Origin of the sequence: Methanosarcina sp. (genome assembly GCF_035390745.1) — an archaeon.
GTDB lineage: Archaea > Halobacteriota > Methanosarcinia > Methanosarcinales > Methanosarcinaceae > Methanosarcina.
The window spans coordinates 16,516-33,312 of sequence record NZ_DAOOUJ010000001.1; the positions used below are offsets into that span (position 1 = coordinate 16,516).

The window sequence follows — 16,797 nt, forward strand, 5'->3', positions numbered from 1 at the left end:
AAATGCCTTTTCAAAACCCCCTTGCTCTTGCTGCTCTCCTGAGTGTTATCCCGCTTATCATCATTTACATGCTCCGCCCAAAGCCGGCTGTGCTTTCGATTCCCTCGTTAATGTTTGTACTCAAGCTTGACAGGGAACGAAAGAGGGTTTATGCTTCTCTTACAAAAGTCGTTCGCGACCCTCTTTTCCTGATTCAGCTCCTTATGCTGATCCTTCTTTCCATTGGTGCGGCAGGCTACTATTATACCTCAGAAGAGCCGCTTAGCGGAGAGCATACTGTGCTTATCCTGGACACTTCGGCAAGCATGCAGGTTGATTCCCGTTTTGAAGACGCAGCCAATATTGCCGAAGGATACGTGAGCAAGAAAAACAGCATAATCCTTGCTTCCAACATTCCGCAGCTTGCCCTTGAAGGAGGAAGCGCTTCGGCTGCCGAAGACATCTTAAACAAGGTCAAACCCGGCGCCGGCACTGCCGACCTGTCTGCAGCCATTACCACGGGCATGCGGCTTCTCTCGGAAGAAGGCGGCAGGATTATTGTTATTTCAGACTTCACAAACTGGGGAGGAGACGACCCTGTAGCTTCCAAAAACCTGGCTGAGTCCTACGGGCTTAAGGTCAATTTCGTAAAGGTAGGTAAGCCTGCAGAAAATATAGGAATCATTAACGGATGGGTTGAAGCCACGGATGGAGAATACAGCTATACGGGTGTGGTCAAAAACTACAGAAGCGAAAGTAAAACCGTTGAAATTAAGACCGGAAGAGGAATTTCTGGAAATGCTTCCAAGTCCTTTAGCATTGATGTCCCTGCAGGCGGCACAAACCAGTTCAAACTTGCAAGCCTGGGACCCGGTATTACAACAGTCAGTCTGAATGTTGATGATGACCTGGATGTTGACAACAAAGCCTACATCTCCATTCCCGATACCTCGGGACAGCATATCCTTTACGTTACGGATAATGGAAAGCTGCCTTCAAAAACGGCACTTTCATTGATTCCGAATATTGACCTCGAAATCCGGAAGTCTGTGCCTTCTTCCCTTGACAACTATACTCTTGTCGTGCTTGCCCAGAAAGAGACTCCGATTGCTAACGGCACTGTGGATAGTATAGAATCTTACGTACGGAACGGAGGCAATGTGGTCTTTATCGCAAGTGAAGCCCTTTCTCCTGAGAAAACCGAGGTTGACCTTGTAAAACTCCTGCCTGTAAAGCCCATTGGAGTCGAAGAGGAGAAGAACGGGCTTGAGGTTGAAGAAACTCTCAAGAACAGCATCACAGAGGACATGAAAAGTGAAGAAATTTCAGTCCGCAAATATATGAACGCAACTGAAAGGACAGGCTCTACAACCCTTGTAGCCACTGAAAATGATATTCCTCTGCTGAGTTACTGGCAGGTGGGCAAAGGCACTATCTTCTATATGGGGCTAAGTGACGAGCTTGGTGAAAACGCCTGGAACAATTTCCATAACCTGCCTGAGTATCCGGTTTTCTGGATAAAGCTCGTTGAATGGCTCGGAGGCATTGGCGACATCTCGGAATACAACCTTGAAGCAGGTACCGTTACTTCCCTTTCAAAGACCGAGGAAATCCGTACCCCTACAAAGACCATGACAGCAAACAGTCTACTTTACGATGAAGTAGGAATATACGAAGTCTCAGGTAAGAAGATTGCAGTCAATATGTATGATGACAGGGAATCAAATACCACAATAGATGCATCGGAACTTATCAGCCGTTCACTTGAAGAAAATGAGCCCAAGACCATGAGGTCCGAGACCTATACTGCGAAGAACGACATTACGAATTATCTAATAGGAATCCTGTTCCTGCTTATGCTGATTGAAATCCTGATCGTCCGCGGGAGGGGTGAACTATGAATATATCCCTCGAAAGCCCTGAGATGCTCCTGCTCGCTATTCCGGTTATTATTGCCGGTTTTTATCTCCTGCGGAAGACAAAAACGAAACTTGTGGAATGGAGAGTACTCGTTTCCCTTATCCTTGTCCTTGCCCTGGCGTCGCCCTATACAACGGTTACCCGGACAACCAGTGAAGAAGACCCTTCTCTCGTGCTTATTCAGGACCAGACAGCAAGTATGGGGATTTTCCCTGAAGGGATAGGCACTGACCTGTATGAATCCCTCACGGCAAAAACTCCAACCGCTCTCGTGCAGCTTACAGGGGAAAAGACCACTCTCGGTGATGCGGTGACCCAGTACTCCGGGCTTGGAAACCAGATAGTGCTTGTTACCGACGGGAACAGCAACTCTGGAAAGGACCTGACGGAAGCTCTGGAGTTTGCAAAAGACACGAATACCACGGTCTACCTTGTCCAGCCCGAAGTTGAAACAAACGACCTGAGCGTTGAGATTCTCGGGGATAAGAAAGTGGTCGTGGACAACCAGAATGAGTTTGAGATTGTTGTCCGCCAGGCTTCAGAAAAGAGTGTCAGTTATTTCCTTGAAGTATTCGTGGACGGACAGATTTCCCAGAGCAGGCAGTTCACACAGGACGGCAGGAACAATACCATTCCTATTAACCAGGAATTTACAACTCTAGGCGCCCATAACATAAGTGTGAAGATCAGCGATATCTCCGGAGGGGATTTAAAAGAAATCAATAATGAATTCTTCAAATCCATTTATGTGATTCCCAAACCTAAAGTTACACTTGTTACAAATGAAACCGGGTCCCCTCTGGCTAAAGTCCTGAGCAACCTTTACGAAGTTTCGGTTGCAAACGGCTATCCCGGAGCAGATAATATTACGGATAGTAAGCTTCTGGTACTTGATGACCAGTTTATAACCTCATTTTCCGAGGCTCAGATTAAGGAAATCAAAAATTATGTCAGCAACGGAGGAGGACTCATTGTCGTAGGAGGAGACAGGGCCTACAACTACGGAGAGTACCTTAATTCTTCCCTTGAGGAAATCCTGCCCGTGATTTCAAAGCCTTCCGAGTTTAAGGGAGGAAGAAACCTTGTCCTTATCCTCGATGTCTCTCCAAGCACAATTGCTCACAAAACTCAGGGAGATATCCTTTCAAACGGCGTGAAGATTCTTGAGAATGACAACCTGAAAGATGCAAATGTTGCTGTTATAGCATTCGGAAACGCGGCATATGACGTTTCTGGCGGGTTTTTATATCTGGGGCTTCCTCAAAACCTCGCCATCCTGAAAGAGAAAGTATCGAAGCTGACTCCCACCAATGAGACCGAGACTTCCCTTGACCAGGGGCTTGGCATCGCGAAACAGATGCTTGAAGGTGAAGACGGCGAGCTTGATGCTATTGTGGTCTCTGATGGAGGAATTGAGGAGTCGTACGACCAGAGCGTTCAGATTGCACAGGAGTTAAAGGACATGGGTGTAAACCTGTACTTTATCCATATCCGCTCTTCTGCTCCCTCCCAGAGTGATAAGTCCCGAAACTACTATGCTGAAAAGCTAATGAAGGAGATAGGGCTTGAAGGCAACTATCAGCATATCGATATGGGCGAGCGGGCAAATATCGTATTTGAAGAGGCTGATGAGTCTGCCGAAGAACCTGAAGAAGAGGAAACTGAGGATCTCGGGACCTATTCGCTTCTTGAGTATTCTCCTGACCACTTCATTACTAAAGGTGTAAATCTTACCAATGCAAGCATCACAGGATATAACCAGGTTACTCCGAAAGCAGGGGCTGAACGGCTTGTCATTACGGTTACCGGACAGCCTGTGCTAACCACGTGGCGGTTCGGGCTCGGGCGTGTTGCAGCTTTTACCACGGATAACGGGGACGGCGCGGGCGTCAGGTGGGCTTCGGCTCTTTACAACGGGTCAAACAGCAAGCTTATTTCAGGTACGGCTAACTGGGCAATAGCAAACCCTGAGGCAGAAGAAGGGGCTGTTGTAGATGCTCCCGATACCTGGCTCGGGACCCCTTCCGACCTCACCCTTATTATGTACGACGAGGGGATCCCGAAGCTTAAACTGGATGGGGCACAGCTTGACCTTGCCCTTACGGGCAGGAACACATACGAAACAGGCGTCAATCCGGTAAATATAGGGATCCACGATATTTCCGGCTACCCGCTTGCAGTAAATTATGCTCTTGAGTACCTGGAAGTCGGGAACAATAAAGATATTGAACCCCTTATTGTTGCAACTGGAGGAAAGATTTACACTGAAAAGGAAGCAAGAGCCTCTCTCCTTAAAGACGCGAGGCAGAACTCACAGAAGGAAACAAATGAGCCGGTCAGCCTGAAAATGTATGTGCTTATTGCAGCTCTTATCCTTTACCTTGCAGAAGTAATAGCCAGGCGCATAAAGGAAATGAGAAGGCTCACGCAGGCACAGGGTGAAACAGGAACGGAAGAGAAAACTGCCTGAATCTCTTCTGTTCATCTTTACTCCCTTTCCTTTCTTTTTTCTTTAGTTAAACACGGTCTCCAATTTAAGAAATTTCTTTTACAGCCGGCTGCAGACCACAACCCGTGCGGCTCAGAAGGGTAAAGTTAGAAAATTCTATTTTTGCAATTCAGGAGTAGAAATCTCGGTTTCCCGGTGTTTCCCTTCAGATCGTGTTAGAAATACATCAGCAGAACCAGGGTTATTTGCCCGAAGAAGCCGGAAAAAATGGGAACTACAAGGTTATCATCTATCTTATTTACTGCGGTTTCTGTGAGGGTTGCAGAAAAAGCCATGACAAGAGACACAATCGGGTTTCCAGTTATAACAAGTCCGACCACCAGATCGGTTATAAACTCGGAAGCTGAACCTTCAAGAGATTTGTCATTTTTAAAGACTTCCCTGAAAATTCTTCTTTTTCCGTAGAACTTTCCTATCAGGGCTGCAGCCATGTCTCCGAAGGTTGTCATAAGGACTGCAGCATAGGCAATTTCTTTATTGAAGAGGGAGATCACTGCAATTGAGCCCAGGGCAAAGTAGATGTGTCCTCCGAGTCTGTCAGCTTCATGTTCTCTGTACATCATATAAAAAAAAGGAATTTTCATGCCTTTTTCGAGGCGGAAATATTCCAGAATAAGAACAGTTACGAGGAAAAGCATCAGTACCCAGAGAATCGCATCTTTTCCAAAAAACTCGTAAATAAGCACTATAAAAATCGAGACCAGATGCACGCTTTTTCTCATAAGCTCAAAGACGAATTCTCTGGATGGCATAAGAGAAATTTTGTTAGAACAGGATATAAATCTGTACTGGTCTGTGCTGGTCTATGGATGAAATTTCCTTCGATGTACAGCAGTTGCCTTGTATTCCGCTTAAAACATTTTTTCATGCGCTGTGTTTGGTTTCTACAGGATCTCCAATAAGTTTTTTAATCAAATTCATATCCTTGACTATTTTCAAACTAACGAGCCCTCCTGCTAAAAGGTTCATGTGATATGTCAGAGCTCTCCAGGAGAGTACGGTAATTCCCAGAACGGACGAATCCACGAATATAGAAAAGATGGAGGCTGCCCCCAGTTCAGCAACCCCGCTTGCTCCGGGAGTTGCGGGTATTATCATTATGACCGTCAGAATAACCTGTGCTGCAAAGGCGGTGGCAATGGAAGGAGTCTGTGAAAGACCCATCAGAAGCAGGATGAGCAGTGAAAAGTCTACTATCCAGAAAATAAAAGTATAGAGAATTCCCCAGAGCAGCCCTTTTTTTCCTTCAGAGAAAAAGACCTTTACGCTGTCGTGAAAATGATCTATTTCCCTGTCTATCTGTTCCATGAGATGTGAAATTGCAGAATCGGTCTTTTTTCCAAAAAAAAGGGCAAGTCTGCCTGTCAGCCTGTGAGTTATATGTTTTACTTTTTCGGGCTTCCAGACACCGTAAATAAAAATTACAAGGAGTAAGAATACAAGGAAATTTGCTGTCAGGAAAACTGCATCGAACTTATAATCCGAAAGGATGTCTCCTAAAATGTAGAACGCGAAAGGCAGGCAGGAAAAAATGAAGACTGCATCTAACAGGCGTTCCCCTACAACAATTGCAGTAGCCCTTCCAAGAGGAATTTCGTTTCTGTTCAGGCTGTGGATTCTGAGGAACTCTCCGCCTGCGGAAGAAGGAGTAATTCCAGCCACAAAGGTGCTCGAGACAACTATCTCCGTCACCTTCAGGACACCTATCCTGTATCCCAGAGCTTTACAGAGTGTTCGGGTCCGCAGTCCCCAGATGAGGTACGAGAGAATATGAATGAGTACGGCTGCCAGAATATACTCCAGCCTTATTTTTCTCAGAGCCTCAACAGTCTCTGAATTATAAGTCAGGCATGTAACCAGGGCAATTGATACTGCGCTGATAAACAGCGATCCTATGAGCCAATTTTTATACCTGGTCATTGAAATCCCTTATTTTATTTTTAATAGATATTTTCTCTTTCAAGAATGTCTTTTTTTCGAATATATACTGAACGGCACGGGAAAATCGTTATTTGTTGGATCAAATAAACTTCTAAACTATTAAATTATTGTTAATAAGTATTTCTGTTATTATAAGAGTTTTACCCATTATTAAAAAATTTATTCATTCCTGCGACTTTTTGAGCGATTATGTCTATCAAAAGAGCCTGTTTTTCAGAAGCCTGTACTGGAAAACTCAGAATATTCTAAAGAAATCGGTATTCTAAAAAAACGTATTCCAGATAACGGGCAATTTACTGTCTATAGTTACTCGAATCTGGAATTAATTGGAAAATACATTTTACCGGAGATAAGCATCGATCTGAACGCCGGTTTCAAATCTTTATTTACGATCCTTCCTGTGCGGTGTCATAATTTGGATTAATAACGGTTTCTTTTATACCGGAATTCTTTTCAATTACTACTTCAGGCCAGATTTTAACTCCTGAATGTATGGTGGAGTTATCTCCTATGACCACTTTATGCCCGATTACTGTTCCGTTTTCAAGGCTGCACTTTTCTCCGACGACTGTTTCGTCAGCAACAACGGCTCCCGAGATATTGGAGCCCTTTCCTATGGAAACGCCATCAAAAAGATAGGATGAAAGAATCTTTGCATCATTGTCTATAGTGCAGTTTGCACCTATTACGCTATAAGGCCCTATAAGGACATTATCCCCGATTACAGTATTTTCCCCTATAACAATCGGCCCTACAAGAGAGGAATTCGAGCCTATGCATACATTATTTCCTATGGATAAAGGACCTCTTATTCTGGCATTTCTTGTTGTAAAGTTACCTTCTATAGTGGTTCCGGGAAGAGCATCCAGCATCCAGCGTTGAGCCTGTCTGTAAGCTGCCGAACTCCCCACATCAGTCCATTTTCCCCGGACAAGCATTCCATTAATTTTTTCATCTGCAGCAAGAAGTGCAGGGAAAAGGTCTTTTGCAAAATCATACTTTTTATTTTCAGGAATCCAGTCAAAGATTTCAGGGTCGCAGATGTAAATGCCTGTACTTGCAAGGTTGCTGAAAATCTGCCCGGACCTGGGTTTTTCAAGGAAGCGGTGGATCCTGTTGTTTATGTCCATATCCGCAATCCCGAATTCTCTCGGGTCGTCAATCGAAAGGAGCCCTATGGTCACTATCGCATCATTTGTTTCATGGAAGCGATACATCTCCCTCAGGTCAAGGTTAAGTACGTGGTCTCCCCCAAGCACGATAAAAGGCTCGTTTTTCAGATATTTTTCAGCATTTTTAACGCCGCCTGCAGTCCCCATTTTTTCTTTTTCATACACATAATCGATGTGTACTCCGAACATGTGCCCGTCTCCGAGCTGTTCTTCTATGCGTTCTCCCATATATCCAAGGGTCATGACTATTTCATTGAATCCTTCCCTTGCAAGGTGTTCTATCAGGTGCCGGACTGACGGTTTATTGAGAATCGGTATGCTCGGTTTCGGGTGTTTGAAGGTCAGCGGTCTGAGCCTTGTCCCTGCGCCTCCACACATGATACATGCTTTCATATTTTTCCCAATGTTGTTCTATGGATATATTGTTAACGATATATTCTCTGTTTTTCAGGTTTATTGATAACGATTATTTCAGAGCAATTTCAGATTCAGATCTTCAGTGCTCAGGTCATATCTTAATTCAGGGTAATATCTTCTTTTCTTTCCACCCTTATCTCTTTTTTCCCCTTATATTCAGAGATAGTACCCGTTATGCTTATGAAATCCCCTTCATTGATTGAGCTGTTCAGTGCTTCAGCCCCGGCTGTCCTGGGGATAAATACGCTCAGGACTTCTGAGTCGAAGTCTACCTCTAAAAGCAGGTGATCTCCTGTATAAGTAAAACGCTTACTTAATACTTCAGCATCAAGAGTTACTTTTTTCCCAACTTCGGATTCATGGGTGTACTGAAGAGCTTTTCCTTCTGATTTTTGTCCGGCTCCTGCAAGTTCGGACCCGAAAAATAAGTATGCTGTCGAAAGAGAGGACAATGCCATGATGAGCAGCACTACCACAACTTTCTCTTCCTTTTCCATCTTTTACCACTGTCCAATCTGTATATCCTGAAATAAACTCATTATTAATTTTTAAGAAGATAAACCTATTTCAGGGTCAGCTACATTTCAGATCAGTTTACGTTTCAGGCCTGTTCACTATGGAGACGAGTTTTATTTCAAGGATCAGAGTTTTGCCTGCAAGCTCATGGTTGAAGTCAAGGATCGCGTAAGTTTCGGTGGAATCAAGCACTTTAACTATACTTCCTCCCGGTGTTATGATTATTTTTCCTATTTCTGGAGCTTCCTTCAGTTCAAGCCTTAAAAGAGGAATTTTCTGAACAAGATAGTCTTTATATTCTCCATAAGCGTCTTCAGGTTTGATTTTGAGGGTTTTTTCTTCCCCTTCCCGCATTCCGAGAACTCCTGCATCGATGCCTTTTATCACCTGGCGGGCATCTGTCCTGAAAAAGAAAGGCCTGTATTTTTTTTCTTCATCGTATATTCCAGCTTCAATAGCTTTTTCTTTTACAGTGGTGTCAAATACAGTTCCGTCCTCAAATTTTACAGTATAGTCAATAAGGATATAATCTCCCTTTTTCACAGTGCGAGAGTTTTCCATTCTCTCTTCTCCTATTGTTTTCTTTTCTCTATATTTCCGGAAGTTCTGGATCTTTTGCCAGCCGTCAGAAAGATGCATCTTTTTTAAAGAAATATGAACCGGATTTTAAACCGGTTCAATTTATTCAGCTTCATTTGATTGATACGATCTTTATATAGAAAACAAGAGTCTTGCCAGCAAGTTCATGGTTAGGGTCTAAAGTAACATGTGTATCATTTACAGCGATGACTTTGAATCGGCTTCCATACATGTTGCTGTAAACCTGTCCTACTTCAGGTTTCTCTGACATGTTCAGATCCTCAAGAGGGATAGACTGAATCCAGCTTTCATTGTATTCCCCATAAGCTTTTTCGGGAGGAATGGTCAGGTTTTTCTCTTCACCTTCCTTCATTCCCACCAATCCTTCGTCAAACCCTTCGATTACCTGGCCGGAACCAACCGTGATGTTCAGGGGGACGTATTCTCTCTGTTCGTTATATATGCCTGCTTCCTGTGCTGCTTCTTTTATCGAAGTGTCAAAAACGGTGCCGTTTTCGAACTTTCCTATGTAGTCTACCTGAACTGTATCTCCCGATTTTACAGCTCTGCTTTCTCCACTCCCATTATCCGTGCATCCGCTTCCCAGGATAATGCTTCCCAGAAGAAGTACTGTCAGGAAATAAATTGCATTCCTCCCGACCTTCATTTATTTACGCCTCCACTGAAACGACTTTTACTTTGAATATAAGAGTCTTGCCTGCAAGTGAATGGTTGAAATCCACGACAAAACTTTCCTCGCTTACTTCTGTGATAGTGCCCCTGAGCCCTGTTTCCGTTGCCAGCTGCATTCCCACTTCCGGAATAAAATCGACAGCATCACGTGGAAGTTCCCTTGCATACTCTTCCATGTATTCCCCGTATGCATCTTCTGGAGGGATTTTTATGGTTTTTTCTTCTCCCACTTTCATTCCGACCACACCCTCATCAAAACCTTTAATCATCTGTCCGGCTCCCACTGTGAATTTCAGAGGTTCGTAATCTCTCATTTCGTTATAGGTCCCTGCCTCCACGGCCACTTCTTTTTCCGATGTATCGAATACTGTGCCGTCCTCCAGTTTGCCCACATAATGAACGGATACTGAATCTCCTTTTTCGACTTTTTTATCTGAATTATTTATTATATCCTCGGTCATAACAATCAGTACGACAAAACGATAGCATGTTAAATAAACGTACTGATTAAAAAGGCACTGAAAATCGGTTAAAAGAGAGCCCCTGCAAATAAAAATTGCAGGAATCTTCAAATCTTACTTTTTAGGGTTTGGTTCAGGATTTCAATTTCTGTTAGTTTTCTCTCTATATTTTCTTTCAGTCCTGCTTATTTTCTTTAATCTCTTTTTGATATTCTATATAGGAATAGATTACACTGAATCCGGATACGGCGATTACGGGCACAAGAATAAAGTATATTGCAAATTCAGGGAAAAAAGCCCCGAAGACTGCCGCTATTCCTGCTATCCTGAAAAGTTTCCCTCCAAGCCGGTTAGTCCTTTTCCATACTTTTTCGCTGCTGAGAGTCCATGGTGTCCTTATGCCGATGAACCAGTTCCTCTCTGCATTTTCCGTAAGAATCCCCATATAATAAAACAGAAGCCCTATCCCTAACGGGAGCATGGCATTGGGATTGATCCTGATTCCTATGTTCCAGAGAACTGTCTGGAGATGGACAGCGACCATGAATAGAACCAGTATTACTATAAATCCGTCATAATATTTCTTGAATTTCGCTATATTTTCTTTCCTTGGGTCAATTTTCGGAATTGCCAGAAACATAATTACAAGGCCTGTAATTACCAGAGGCATGAAAAAAAGCCCCCAGAGCTTTGACATATAGCCGTCTACTTCTCCCTGAGAGTTCCAGTGAGTTGCCATCTGTTCAGGTACCTGCGGGTAAAAATAAATTGAAAGAATGAAAGAAAGGAGAACCAGTCCTGTTATAGCTGCTGTTACTTTCCGCATGTAAGTTGTTTAGATTTTTCAAATATTTAAAAATGTGGAGTGCTTAAATATGGTGCAATGCTCACGGACTGGTTCTTTTACCTCTGATGTTTTGAAAAAGGGACTAAACCAGTTTAAAATGATCTGTCTCTAAATTATGTAAATGTTGTGAAAGAATCCAGCTTATTTCTTATTGAAAACATGCAAAAACTGCAACTTTTTGTTAAATGCAGGATAATTTAGTTAATTATATATCTTATTCCGATTTCGTTAAATAAACTACTCTTAAAAATCGAGAAGTATTGTTCAAGATATTTTACCTTTAAATCAGGTATCGTAACAATGCTATGCATCCTGTAAAGTACGAAATAGGGTTTGAGGCAACTGTTAATGTTCGGATGCTACAAAGTTTGAAGGGGTTTTTCTTGTGTGGAAAATGAAAAGAGAATTGTCCATTTTATTTACACTGATGTTTGTATTTCAGGTTATTGCTGGCAGTGCGGCAGCTGCAACACTTTACGTTGATGGCAGCGGGGCAGGAAACTATACGACAATCCAGGATGCGTTAAAGGACGCTGTTGACGGGGATACGATAATAGTAAATCCCGGGACTTATCCTGAAGAAACTATTTCTGTGGATAAATCGGTATCAATAAAAGGGGCTTCTGGATATCCTTCGGTTGGCGGTTTCAATGTCATCAGTCAATCGCGTATTGAAGGGCTGACAATCACAAAGGGGGTGAGTTTTGGTGGTGGTGGTGGGTCAAGTACAATAAGGAATAATAAGTTCAATGGCTGTGGTATCGGTATTGGCACAAACTATGGGCAGGGAAACCAGACCATAATGAATAACCTCTTTTCGGGGAGCCCTGAAGGTGTATCAACTTTTGACAGTATTAATAACAAAATAACCGGAAACACGTTCCAGGACTGCAATAAAGGAGTATCTCTTTATTCAGGTGGCGGTGGTCACGTTATTACCGGCAATACGTTCAAAAACTGTGGTGTCGGTATTACCATATTTGAAGACTCTGCTTCGGTATATAACAACTATTTTAGCAACAATATAAATCTGGAGCTGGGGGAAGATGGAAGCGTTTACTTAAACACCACAAAAGCTGCAGGTAAAAACATTATAGGGGGTCCTTACACAGGAGGCAACTTCTGGGAATCTCCTGCAGGAGATGGCTTCTCTCAGACTCACGTTGACACTAATGGTGATGGGATTGCAGAGGAAGCATATAAGATCAATGATAAGGCAATTGACTACCTGCCCCTGGTAACTCCCAGAACCGAGCCTGCTCCTGAACCCCCTGAAGCAAATTTTAAGGCAAATACAACCCGTGGGAATGCTCCACTTTCTGTTCAGTTTACTGACACAAGTACAGGGTCACCTGTTTCATGGTCCTGGGACTTTGGAGATAATAGCACTTTAACAGGGCAGAATGTAACTCATTCTTATTCCTCAGCAGGGAGCTATACGGTTAACCTGACAGTAAGCAATGCAAATGGTACGGATTGGAAAACTGCTGTGATAACTGTGCTGGAAAAAGAAATTGCTGTCCTTCCTGCTGCAGACTTCAGTACGAATACTTCCAGCGGCTATCCTCCTCTTTCAGTAACGTTTACAGACCTTTCGCAAAATACGACCTCGAGGAGCTGGGACGTTAACAGTGATGGAATAGAGGACTCAAAGGATGCAAGTTTTGTTTATGTGTATACTGCCGCAGGAACTTACACCGCCACTCTGACAGCGATAAATGCAAACGGCACAGCTTCAAAAACCGCTACAATAAATGTACTGGAAGAGGGCCGTTCCGGGGGAAGCAGTGGAGGAAGCAGCAGCGGTGGTGGCGGAGGAGGCGGATCTCCTGAACCTGCAAAAAACGTTGAAGTAAAGGAACTTTCCCAGGTGTTTATCACAAACGGCAAGGCTGTAAAATTTGATTTCGCAAAAAATGCAACCTGTGTCGTGTATGTGAGCTTCAATGCGATTAAAAACGCAGGAAAGACCACAACCATTGTTGAGCAGTTAAAAAATAAGTCTGCACTTGTTTCCGAACTGCCTGAAGGTGAGGTTTACAAGTCTTTTAATGTCTGGGTTGGAAACAGCGGATATGCAACCTCAAAAAACATAGAAAATCCTCTTATCTGTTTCAAAGTTGAAAAATCCTGGGTTCTGGATAATAACATTAACCCGGATTCTATTGCCCTTAACAGGTACAGCGACAAAAAATGGGCGAAACTGGAAGTCACCCCTTCAGGGGAAGATAATAAGTTCCTGTACTTTATAGCTGATGTTCCGGGTTTCTCCTCTTTTGCTATAACAGGTAATAAAAAAGGTGCTGCCGGAAATATTTCCGAAGAGGATGGCGGGCTGGAAACACGGTCTCTGCAGGGAGAAGGGAATGAAACTGCAGGATTGAACATAGGGCTGGATAATGAAGGGGATGATAAAACAAAATCCTCCGATATTTCTTTAGAATATGGTGTTCTGGGTATGATCTTATTATCCCTGATTTGTATCCTGATTTATATAAAGCTGCCAAAATGATGGGCAAAAATTAAAATGAAACGTTTTACTGCGTTTCATTTTACACACTTTTTTGAGGGAATGTTAGCCATCATTGCCAGCAAGAGGATCTTTTTTCAGTCCCGAATTGGTTCCCACAAAACCGGAATTCTAAAACAAATATTTAATTTGAGATGGCTCATATGCAAAATAATCCCTGAATAAAATTCCTTAAAAACTTTGATTCGATATAAGAGAAGTTTAGAAAAGAGAAGTTTAGAAAAAAGAAATTCAGGGATATTAAATATTTTTATATGGACCGGTCGGGAATTGAACCCGAGGCCTCTACCATGCCAAGGTAGCGATCTTCCCCTGATCTACCGGCCCATGTTACGTTTTGCTTTGTCAGCATTCCTCATACACTCGATATCGTATATAAAACTGTCGCTATAGGGGCTCAGCTTCCTGTAAATAAATTTCAGGATATTGGAAATCCCGAATATTCGAGCAAAAGTTATAAGTAGTAAATCGAGTATTAGAAGTGTTGTCGGATTGGGATGCTTTCCCTGAAAAAGCCTTTCAACTCTGATAATTCGAAATAAACTGACATCTGGGCCCGTAGCTTAGCCTGGTGGAGCGCACGGCTGATAACCGTGAGGTCCTGCGTTCGAATCGCAGCGGGCCCACCACAATTCAACGATCTCTTTTCAGAGAATTTATGTTTTTGAACCCTATTTCCATTCATTTCGGGCCCGTAGCTTAGCCTGGTGGAGCGCACGGCTGATAACCGTGAGGTCCTGCGTTCGAATCGCAGCGGGCCCATATATTTTTTGTGTTCTGATAAATTCGTTCCTTATTTCTGTACCATTTCCTGTTCTTTAGAGGGTCTCACCTGCTGGTTTTTTTTCAGCTTTCTGTCGGCTTGAGTTCATTTCAGTTCGTGAAATAACATTCGGGAGTGATCTCACGAAACTCAAAATCGGGGAAAGAAAAAGATTGCAACAGAAAAAGTACCGGTAAAAAAGATACTCGCAGGGAAAAAATTGAGGGTAGGGGTAATCCCCTTAAGACAGAATGGCTTTCAGATAGTAGAGCTCGACGCAATTTGCAGTGTTGGAGATTGCACCTGACTCAGACCATTCCATTCCCTATCATAAATTTCAGGCAATGTGCTTCAGGCGTTCTATGTTGCTCAGCACAAGTCTGCTTTCGGCTATGATTTCTTCTTCGATCTTGCTGACAATGCGGTCCATAGGGACTGTTAGCCTGTACAGTTTGATCGGTCTGCCCTTACCTTTAGATTTCTTTTCTTCCCGGATGTCAATCCAGTTGTTTTCGCGGAGGTACCGCATTGCAACACTGACTTCCGGCTGTCTCAGGCCAGATACCATTTCAATGCTCTGGGAAGAGATTTCCCTTCCTTTTGCAAGGCATGCAAGGGTAAGAGCAATTGGCCTGCTGACATTAATTTTTCTAAACAATTCTATCATTTCATATTCGCTTGACCCCATTGTTATAGGAGTCTCATTTGTTATGTCAGTAGTTTCTATAGCTAAACCACTTTCATCTACCATTTAAATCACCCGAAGAACCATTATAGAGTGAATTAATATAAATATTTACTTATGTTTTATTTTTAATATATGTTTATTTATAATTATATTTTACAATGTTTATGTGGTTGACATTAACTTTTCTCCATTTACTGGCCATGTTTTGTTTAATTTTCTCCTGGTTGACCTTCTCGAGGCAGTCTTTATAACAAACTATTGTAAGTGCCCTGACTTGCATCTCATTAAAATAATTTCAGTTCATATAATACTCTTTATGTATAAAATTGTTATCTTTAGGCCATATAATGACTTTTTAATCTCTAATGGGATTCATAAATATCTCAAATCTCCATAAAATCATTTTTTATCTTTATTTCTTCAAATAAATGCTTTTTAATGCATTTTATTGAACAAAAATTAAAGCTTCAATGTTTTTATCTCTAAGTGAGTTACTGAAAAAAATTCATGAGATCTTATTCTGAAGATGGAGGTACTAAGAATTTTTAGATTCTGAATTTATATGAATAAAAAATAAGTAATAGTGCCCTAAGATAAACAAAAACAAAATCCTTCTGAAATTCCGGTTCAGGTCCAGACATTGTTCAGGTGCGGGAGTGCAATTCTCTGAATATATTTAATGGGTTCTGAAACCACTTGCTGCACTATTGGGTTCTGGATGCTTGAATAATTGACAGAAAACGTTTGGAGCCTCAAACCTGCACTGATCTAAAAAAGGAAAGGTAAAAAGGTAATAAGAAAGCTTTAATTTTCATTGCTAAGGTTTGGGGGGTATTCCCATTTTATATGATCAGGCTTTTAATCTGGGAATATTTTACATTGTGATTGTAGAAGAAGAGCTTCTTTAATCCAGTCTTTTTAGCTGATTTTTTCAGGAGAGATTCTTCAGGCGTTCTATGTTCTGGAGAATTGTCTTGCTCTCAGCAATGACGTTTTCTTCTATAGTGTTAATAATAGTTTCCATCTGGACTGTCAGTCTGTAGAGTTTTACAGGTCTGCCTTTTCCGTGGTTCTTCTTTTCTTCCCTCATATCTACCCAGTCGTTTTCGCGAAGATAGCGCATTGCAATGCTGACTTCCGGCTGTCTCAAGCCTGATACCATCTCTATGCACTGGGAAGAGATCTCTTCTCCTTTTGAGAGACATGCAAGGGTTAAGGCGACAGGTCTGTTTATATTGAGTCTCCTTAAAAGCTCGACCATTTCGAACTCTACTTCTCCCATCTTAAAATCGTTGTCTTCTGATGTTAGCCCATTATCTGCCACAACTATCATCTGCCGTTTATACCGGTAGTCACTTCAAGTTCTGCTTCCGGTATTATATTTTATCCAGTATCATCAGATAATAGAAATATATTTTTTAAACGAATAGCTTTAATAATCTATATTTATTAAACATTTCAAAACGGTCAATTAAACTTAAATTGCGGATTCAAATGACTGTTTTTGATTTTTTTTGTTCTTTTGCTTAATATATTTCTATTTGTTCAAAACCTGCGGAAATGCCTGATAAATTGGCATCTCAGTTATTTTTAATAATACTCTCTCCCTATATATAATTATATGCCTATAAAAACTTTCTGACAATAGTAGACACTAATTTATTTTATGAGCTCATGCATTCACAGGTAAGTAATAGTTGGAATATATTTTATTTTTCTACAGTCTTCATTCAGGTATATATAGGATTAAAACAATTATATCACATTTATTAATTCTTGATT

13 protein-coding genes and 3 tRNA genes are annotated in these 16,797 nt (G+C 41.9%); 5 read left to right on the plus strand and 11 right to left on the minus strand.

Translation table 11 applies throughout. From position 1 onward, the window contains the following. Window positions 1-2: 2 nt before the first annotated feature. Both PLL47_RS00100 and PLL47_RS00105 read left to right on the plus strand, forming a co-directional pair. Window positions 3-1,880 carry a DUF7408 domain-containing protein gene (locus PLL47_RS00100; protein ID WP_324443425.1) on the plus strand — a complete coding sequence of 626 codons (1,878 nt, stop codon included), beginning with the start codon at window positions 3-5 and terminating at the stop codon, window positions 1,878-1,880. After that, on the plus strand, window positions 1,877-4,369 hold the full coding sequence (locus PLL47_RS00105) for a vWA domain-containing protein (RefSeq protein WP_324443427.1): 2,493 nt from the start codon (window positions 1,877-1,879) through the stop codon (window positions 4,367-4,369). The genes PLL47_RS00100 and PLL47_RS00105 overlap by 4 nt, the downstream gene beginning before the upstream one ends. 194 nt (window positions 4,370-4,563) lie before the next feature. On the opposite strand, the gene PLL47_RS00110 is transcribed toward PLL47_RS00105, so the two are convergent. The 8 genes from PLL47_RS00110 to PLL47_RS00145 form a co-directional block, all read right to left on the minus strand. Further along, a complete protein-coding gene (locus PLL47_RS00110) occupies window positions 4,564-5,160 on the minus strand; it encodes a diacylglycerol/polyprenol kinase family protein (RefSeq protein WP_324443429.1) in 597 nt (198 codons plus the stop codon). Between the two features lie 112 nt (window positions 5,161-5,272). Then, window positions 5,273-6,328: a lysylphosphatidylglycerol synthase transmembrane domain-containing protein gene (locus PLL47_RS00115; protein ID WP_324443431.1), complete on the minus strand. Its 1,056-nt coding sequence runs from the start codon at window positions 6,326-6,328 to the stop codon at window positions 5,273-5,275. A gap of 407 nt (window positions 6,329-6,735) precedes the next feature. After that, window positions 6,736-7,914, minus strand: coding sequence for a nucleotidyltransferase family protein (locus PLL47_RS00120; RefSeq protein ID WP_324443433.1), 1,179 nt, complete (start codon window positions 7,912-7,914; stop codon window positions 6,736-6,738). A 122-nt stretch (window positions 7,915-8,036) separates the two neighbouring features. After that, a complete protein-coding gene (locus PLL47_RS00125; protein WP_324443435.1) occupies window positions 8,037-8,435 on the minus strand; it encodes an OB-fold nucleic acid binding domain-containing protein in 399 nt (132 codons plus the stop codon). Between the two features lie 97 nt (window positions 8,436-8,532). Next, window positions 8,533-9,093: an FKBP-type peptidyl-prolyl cis-trans isomerase gene (locus PLL47_RS00130; protein WP_324443437.1), complete on the minus strand. Its 561-nt coding sequence runs from the start codon at window positions 9,091-9,093 to the stop codon at window positions 8,533-8,535. Between the two features lie 52 nt (window positions 9,094-9,145). Then, complete coding sequence (locus PLL47_RS00135; protein WP_324443439.1) at window positions 9,146-9,700, minus strand: FKBP-type peptidyl-prolyl cis-trans isomerase; 555 nt, start codon at window positions 9,698-9,700, stop codon at window positions 9,146-9,148. Between the two features lie 4 nt (window positions 9,701-9,704). Continuing rightward, on the minus strand, window positions 9,705-10,187 hold the full coding sequence (locus PLL47_RS00140) for an FKBP-type peptidyl-prolyl cis-trans isomerase (protein ID WP_324443441.1): 483 nt from the start codon (window positions 10,185-10,187) through the stop codon (window positions 9,705-9,707). Window positions 10,188-10,362: 175 nt separating this feature from the next. Continuing rightward, complete coding sequence (locus PLL47_RS00145) at window positions 10,363-11,013, minus strand: SdpI family protein (protein WP_324443443.1); 651 nt, start codon at window positions 11,011-11,013, stop codon at window positions 10,363-10,365. Window positions 11,014-11,461: 448 nt separating this feature from the next. Between PLL47_RS00145 and PLL47_RS00150 the strand changes: the two genes are divergently transcribed. Further along, window positions 11,462-13,546, plus strand: coding sequence for a PGF-pre-PGF domain-containing protein (locus PLL47_RS00150; RefSeq protein WP_324443445.1), 2,085 nt, complete (start codon window positions 11,462-11,464; stop codon window positions 13,544-13,546). 273 nt (window positions 13,547-13,819) lie between these two features. Here PLL47_RS00150 and PLL47_RS00155 read toward each other — a convergent pair. Continuing rightward, window positions 13,820-13,891, minus strand: a tRNA-Ala gene (locus tag PLL47_RS00155). 225 nt (window positions 13,892-14,116) lie between these two features. On the opposite strand from PLL47_RS00155, the gene PLL47_RS00160 reads away from it, so the two are divergent. Further along, window positions 14,117-14,193 (plus strand) — tRNA-Ile (locus PLL47_RS00160). 59 nt (window positions 14,194-14,252) lie between these two features. Further along, a tRNA-Ile gene (locus PLL47_RS00165) sits at window positions 14,253-14,326 on the plus strand. A 338-nt stretch (window positions 14,327-14,664) separates the two neighbouring features. Here the strand turns inward: PLL47_RS00165 and mreA (PLL47_RS00170) are convergent. Both mreA (PLL47_RS00170) and mreA (PLL47_RS00175) read right to left on the minus strand, forming a co-directional pair. After that, window positions 14,665-15,078: an MreA family transcriptional regulator gene (gene mreA, locus PLL47_RS00170; RefSeq protein ID WP_324443447.1), complete on the minus strand. Its 414-nt coding sequence runs from the start codon at window positions 15,076-15,078 to the stop codon at window positions 14,665-14,667. Between the two features lie 868 nt (window positions 15,079-15,946). After that, window positions 15,947-16,348 carry an MreA family transcriptional regulator gene (mreA, locus tag PLL47_RS00175; protein ID WP_324443449.1) on the minus strand — a complete coding sequence of 134 codons (402 nt, stop codon included), beginning with the start codon at window positions 16,346-16,348 and terminating at the stop codon, window positions 15,947-15,949. Window positions 16,349-16,797 lie beyond the last annotated feature (449 nt).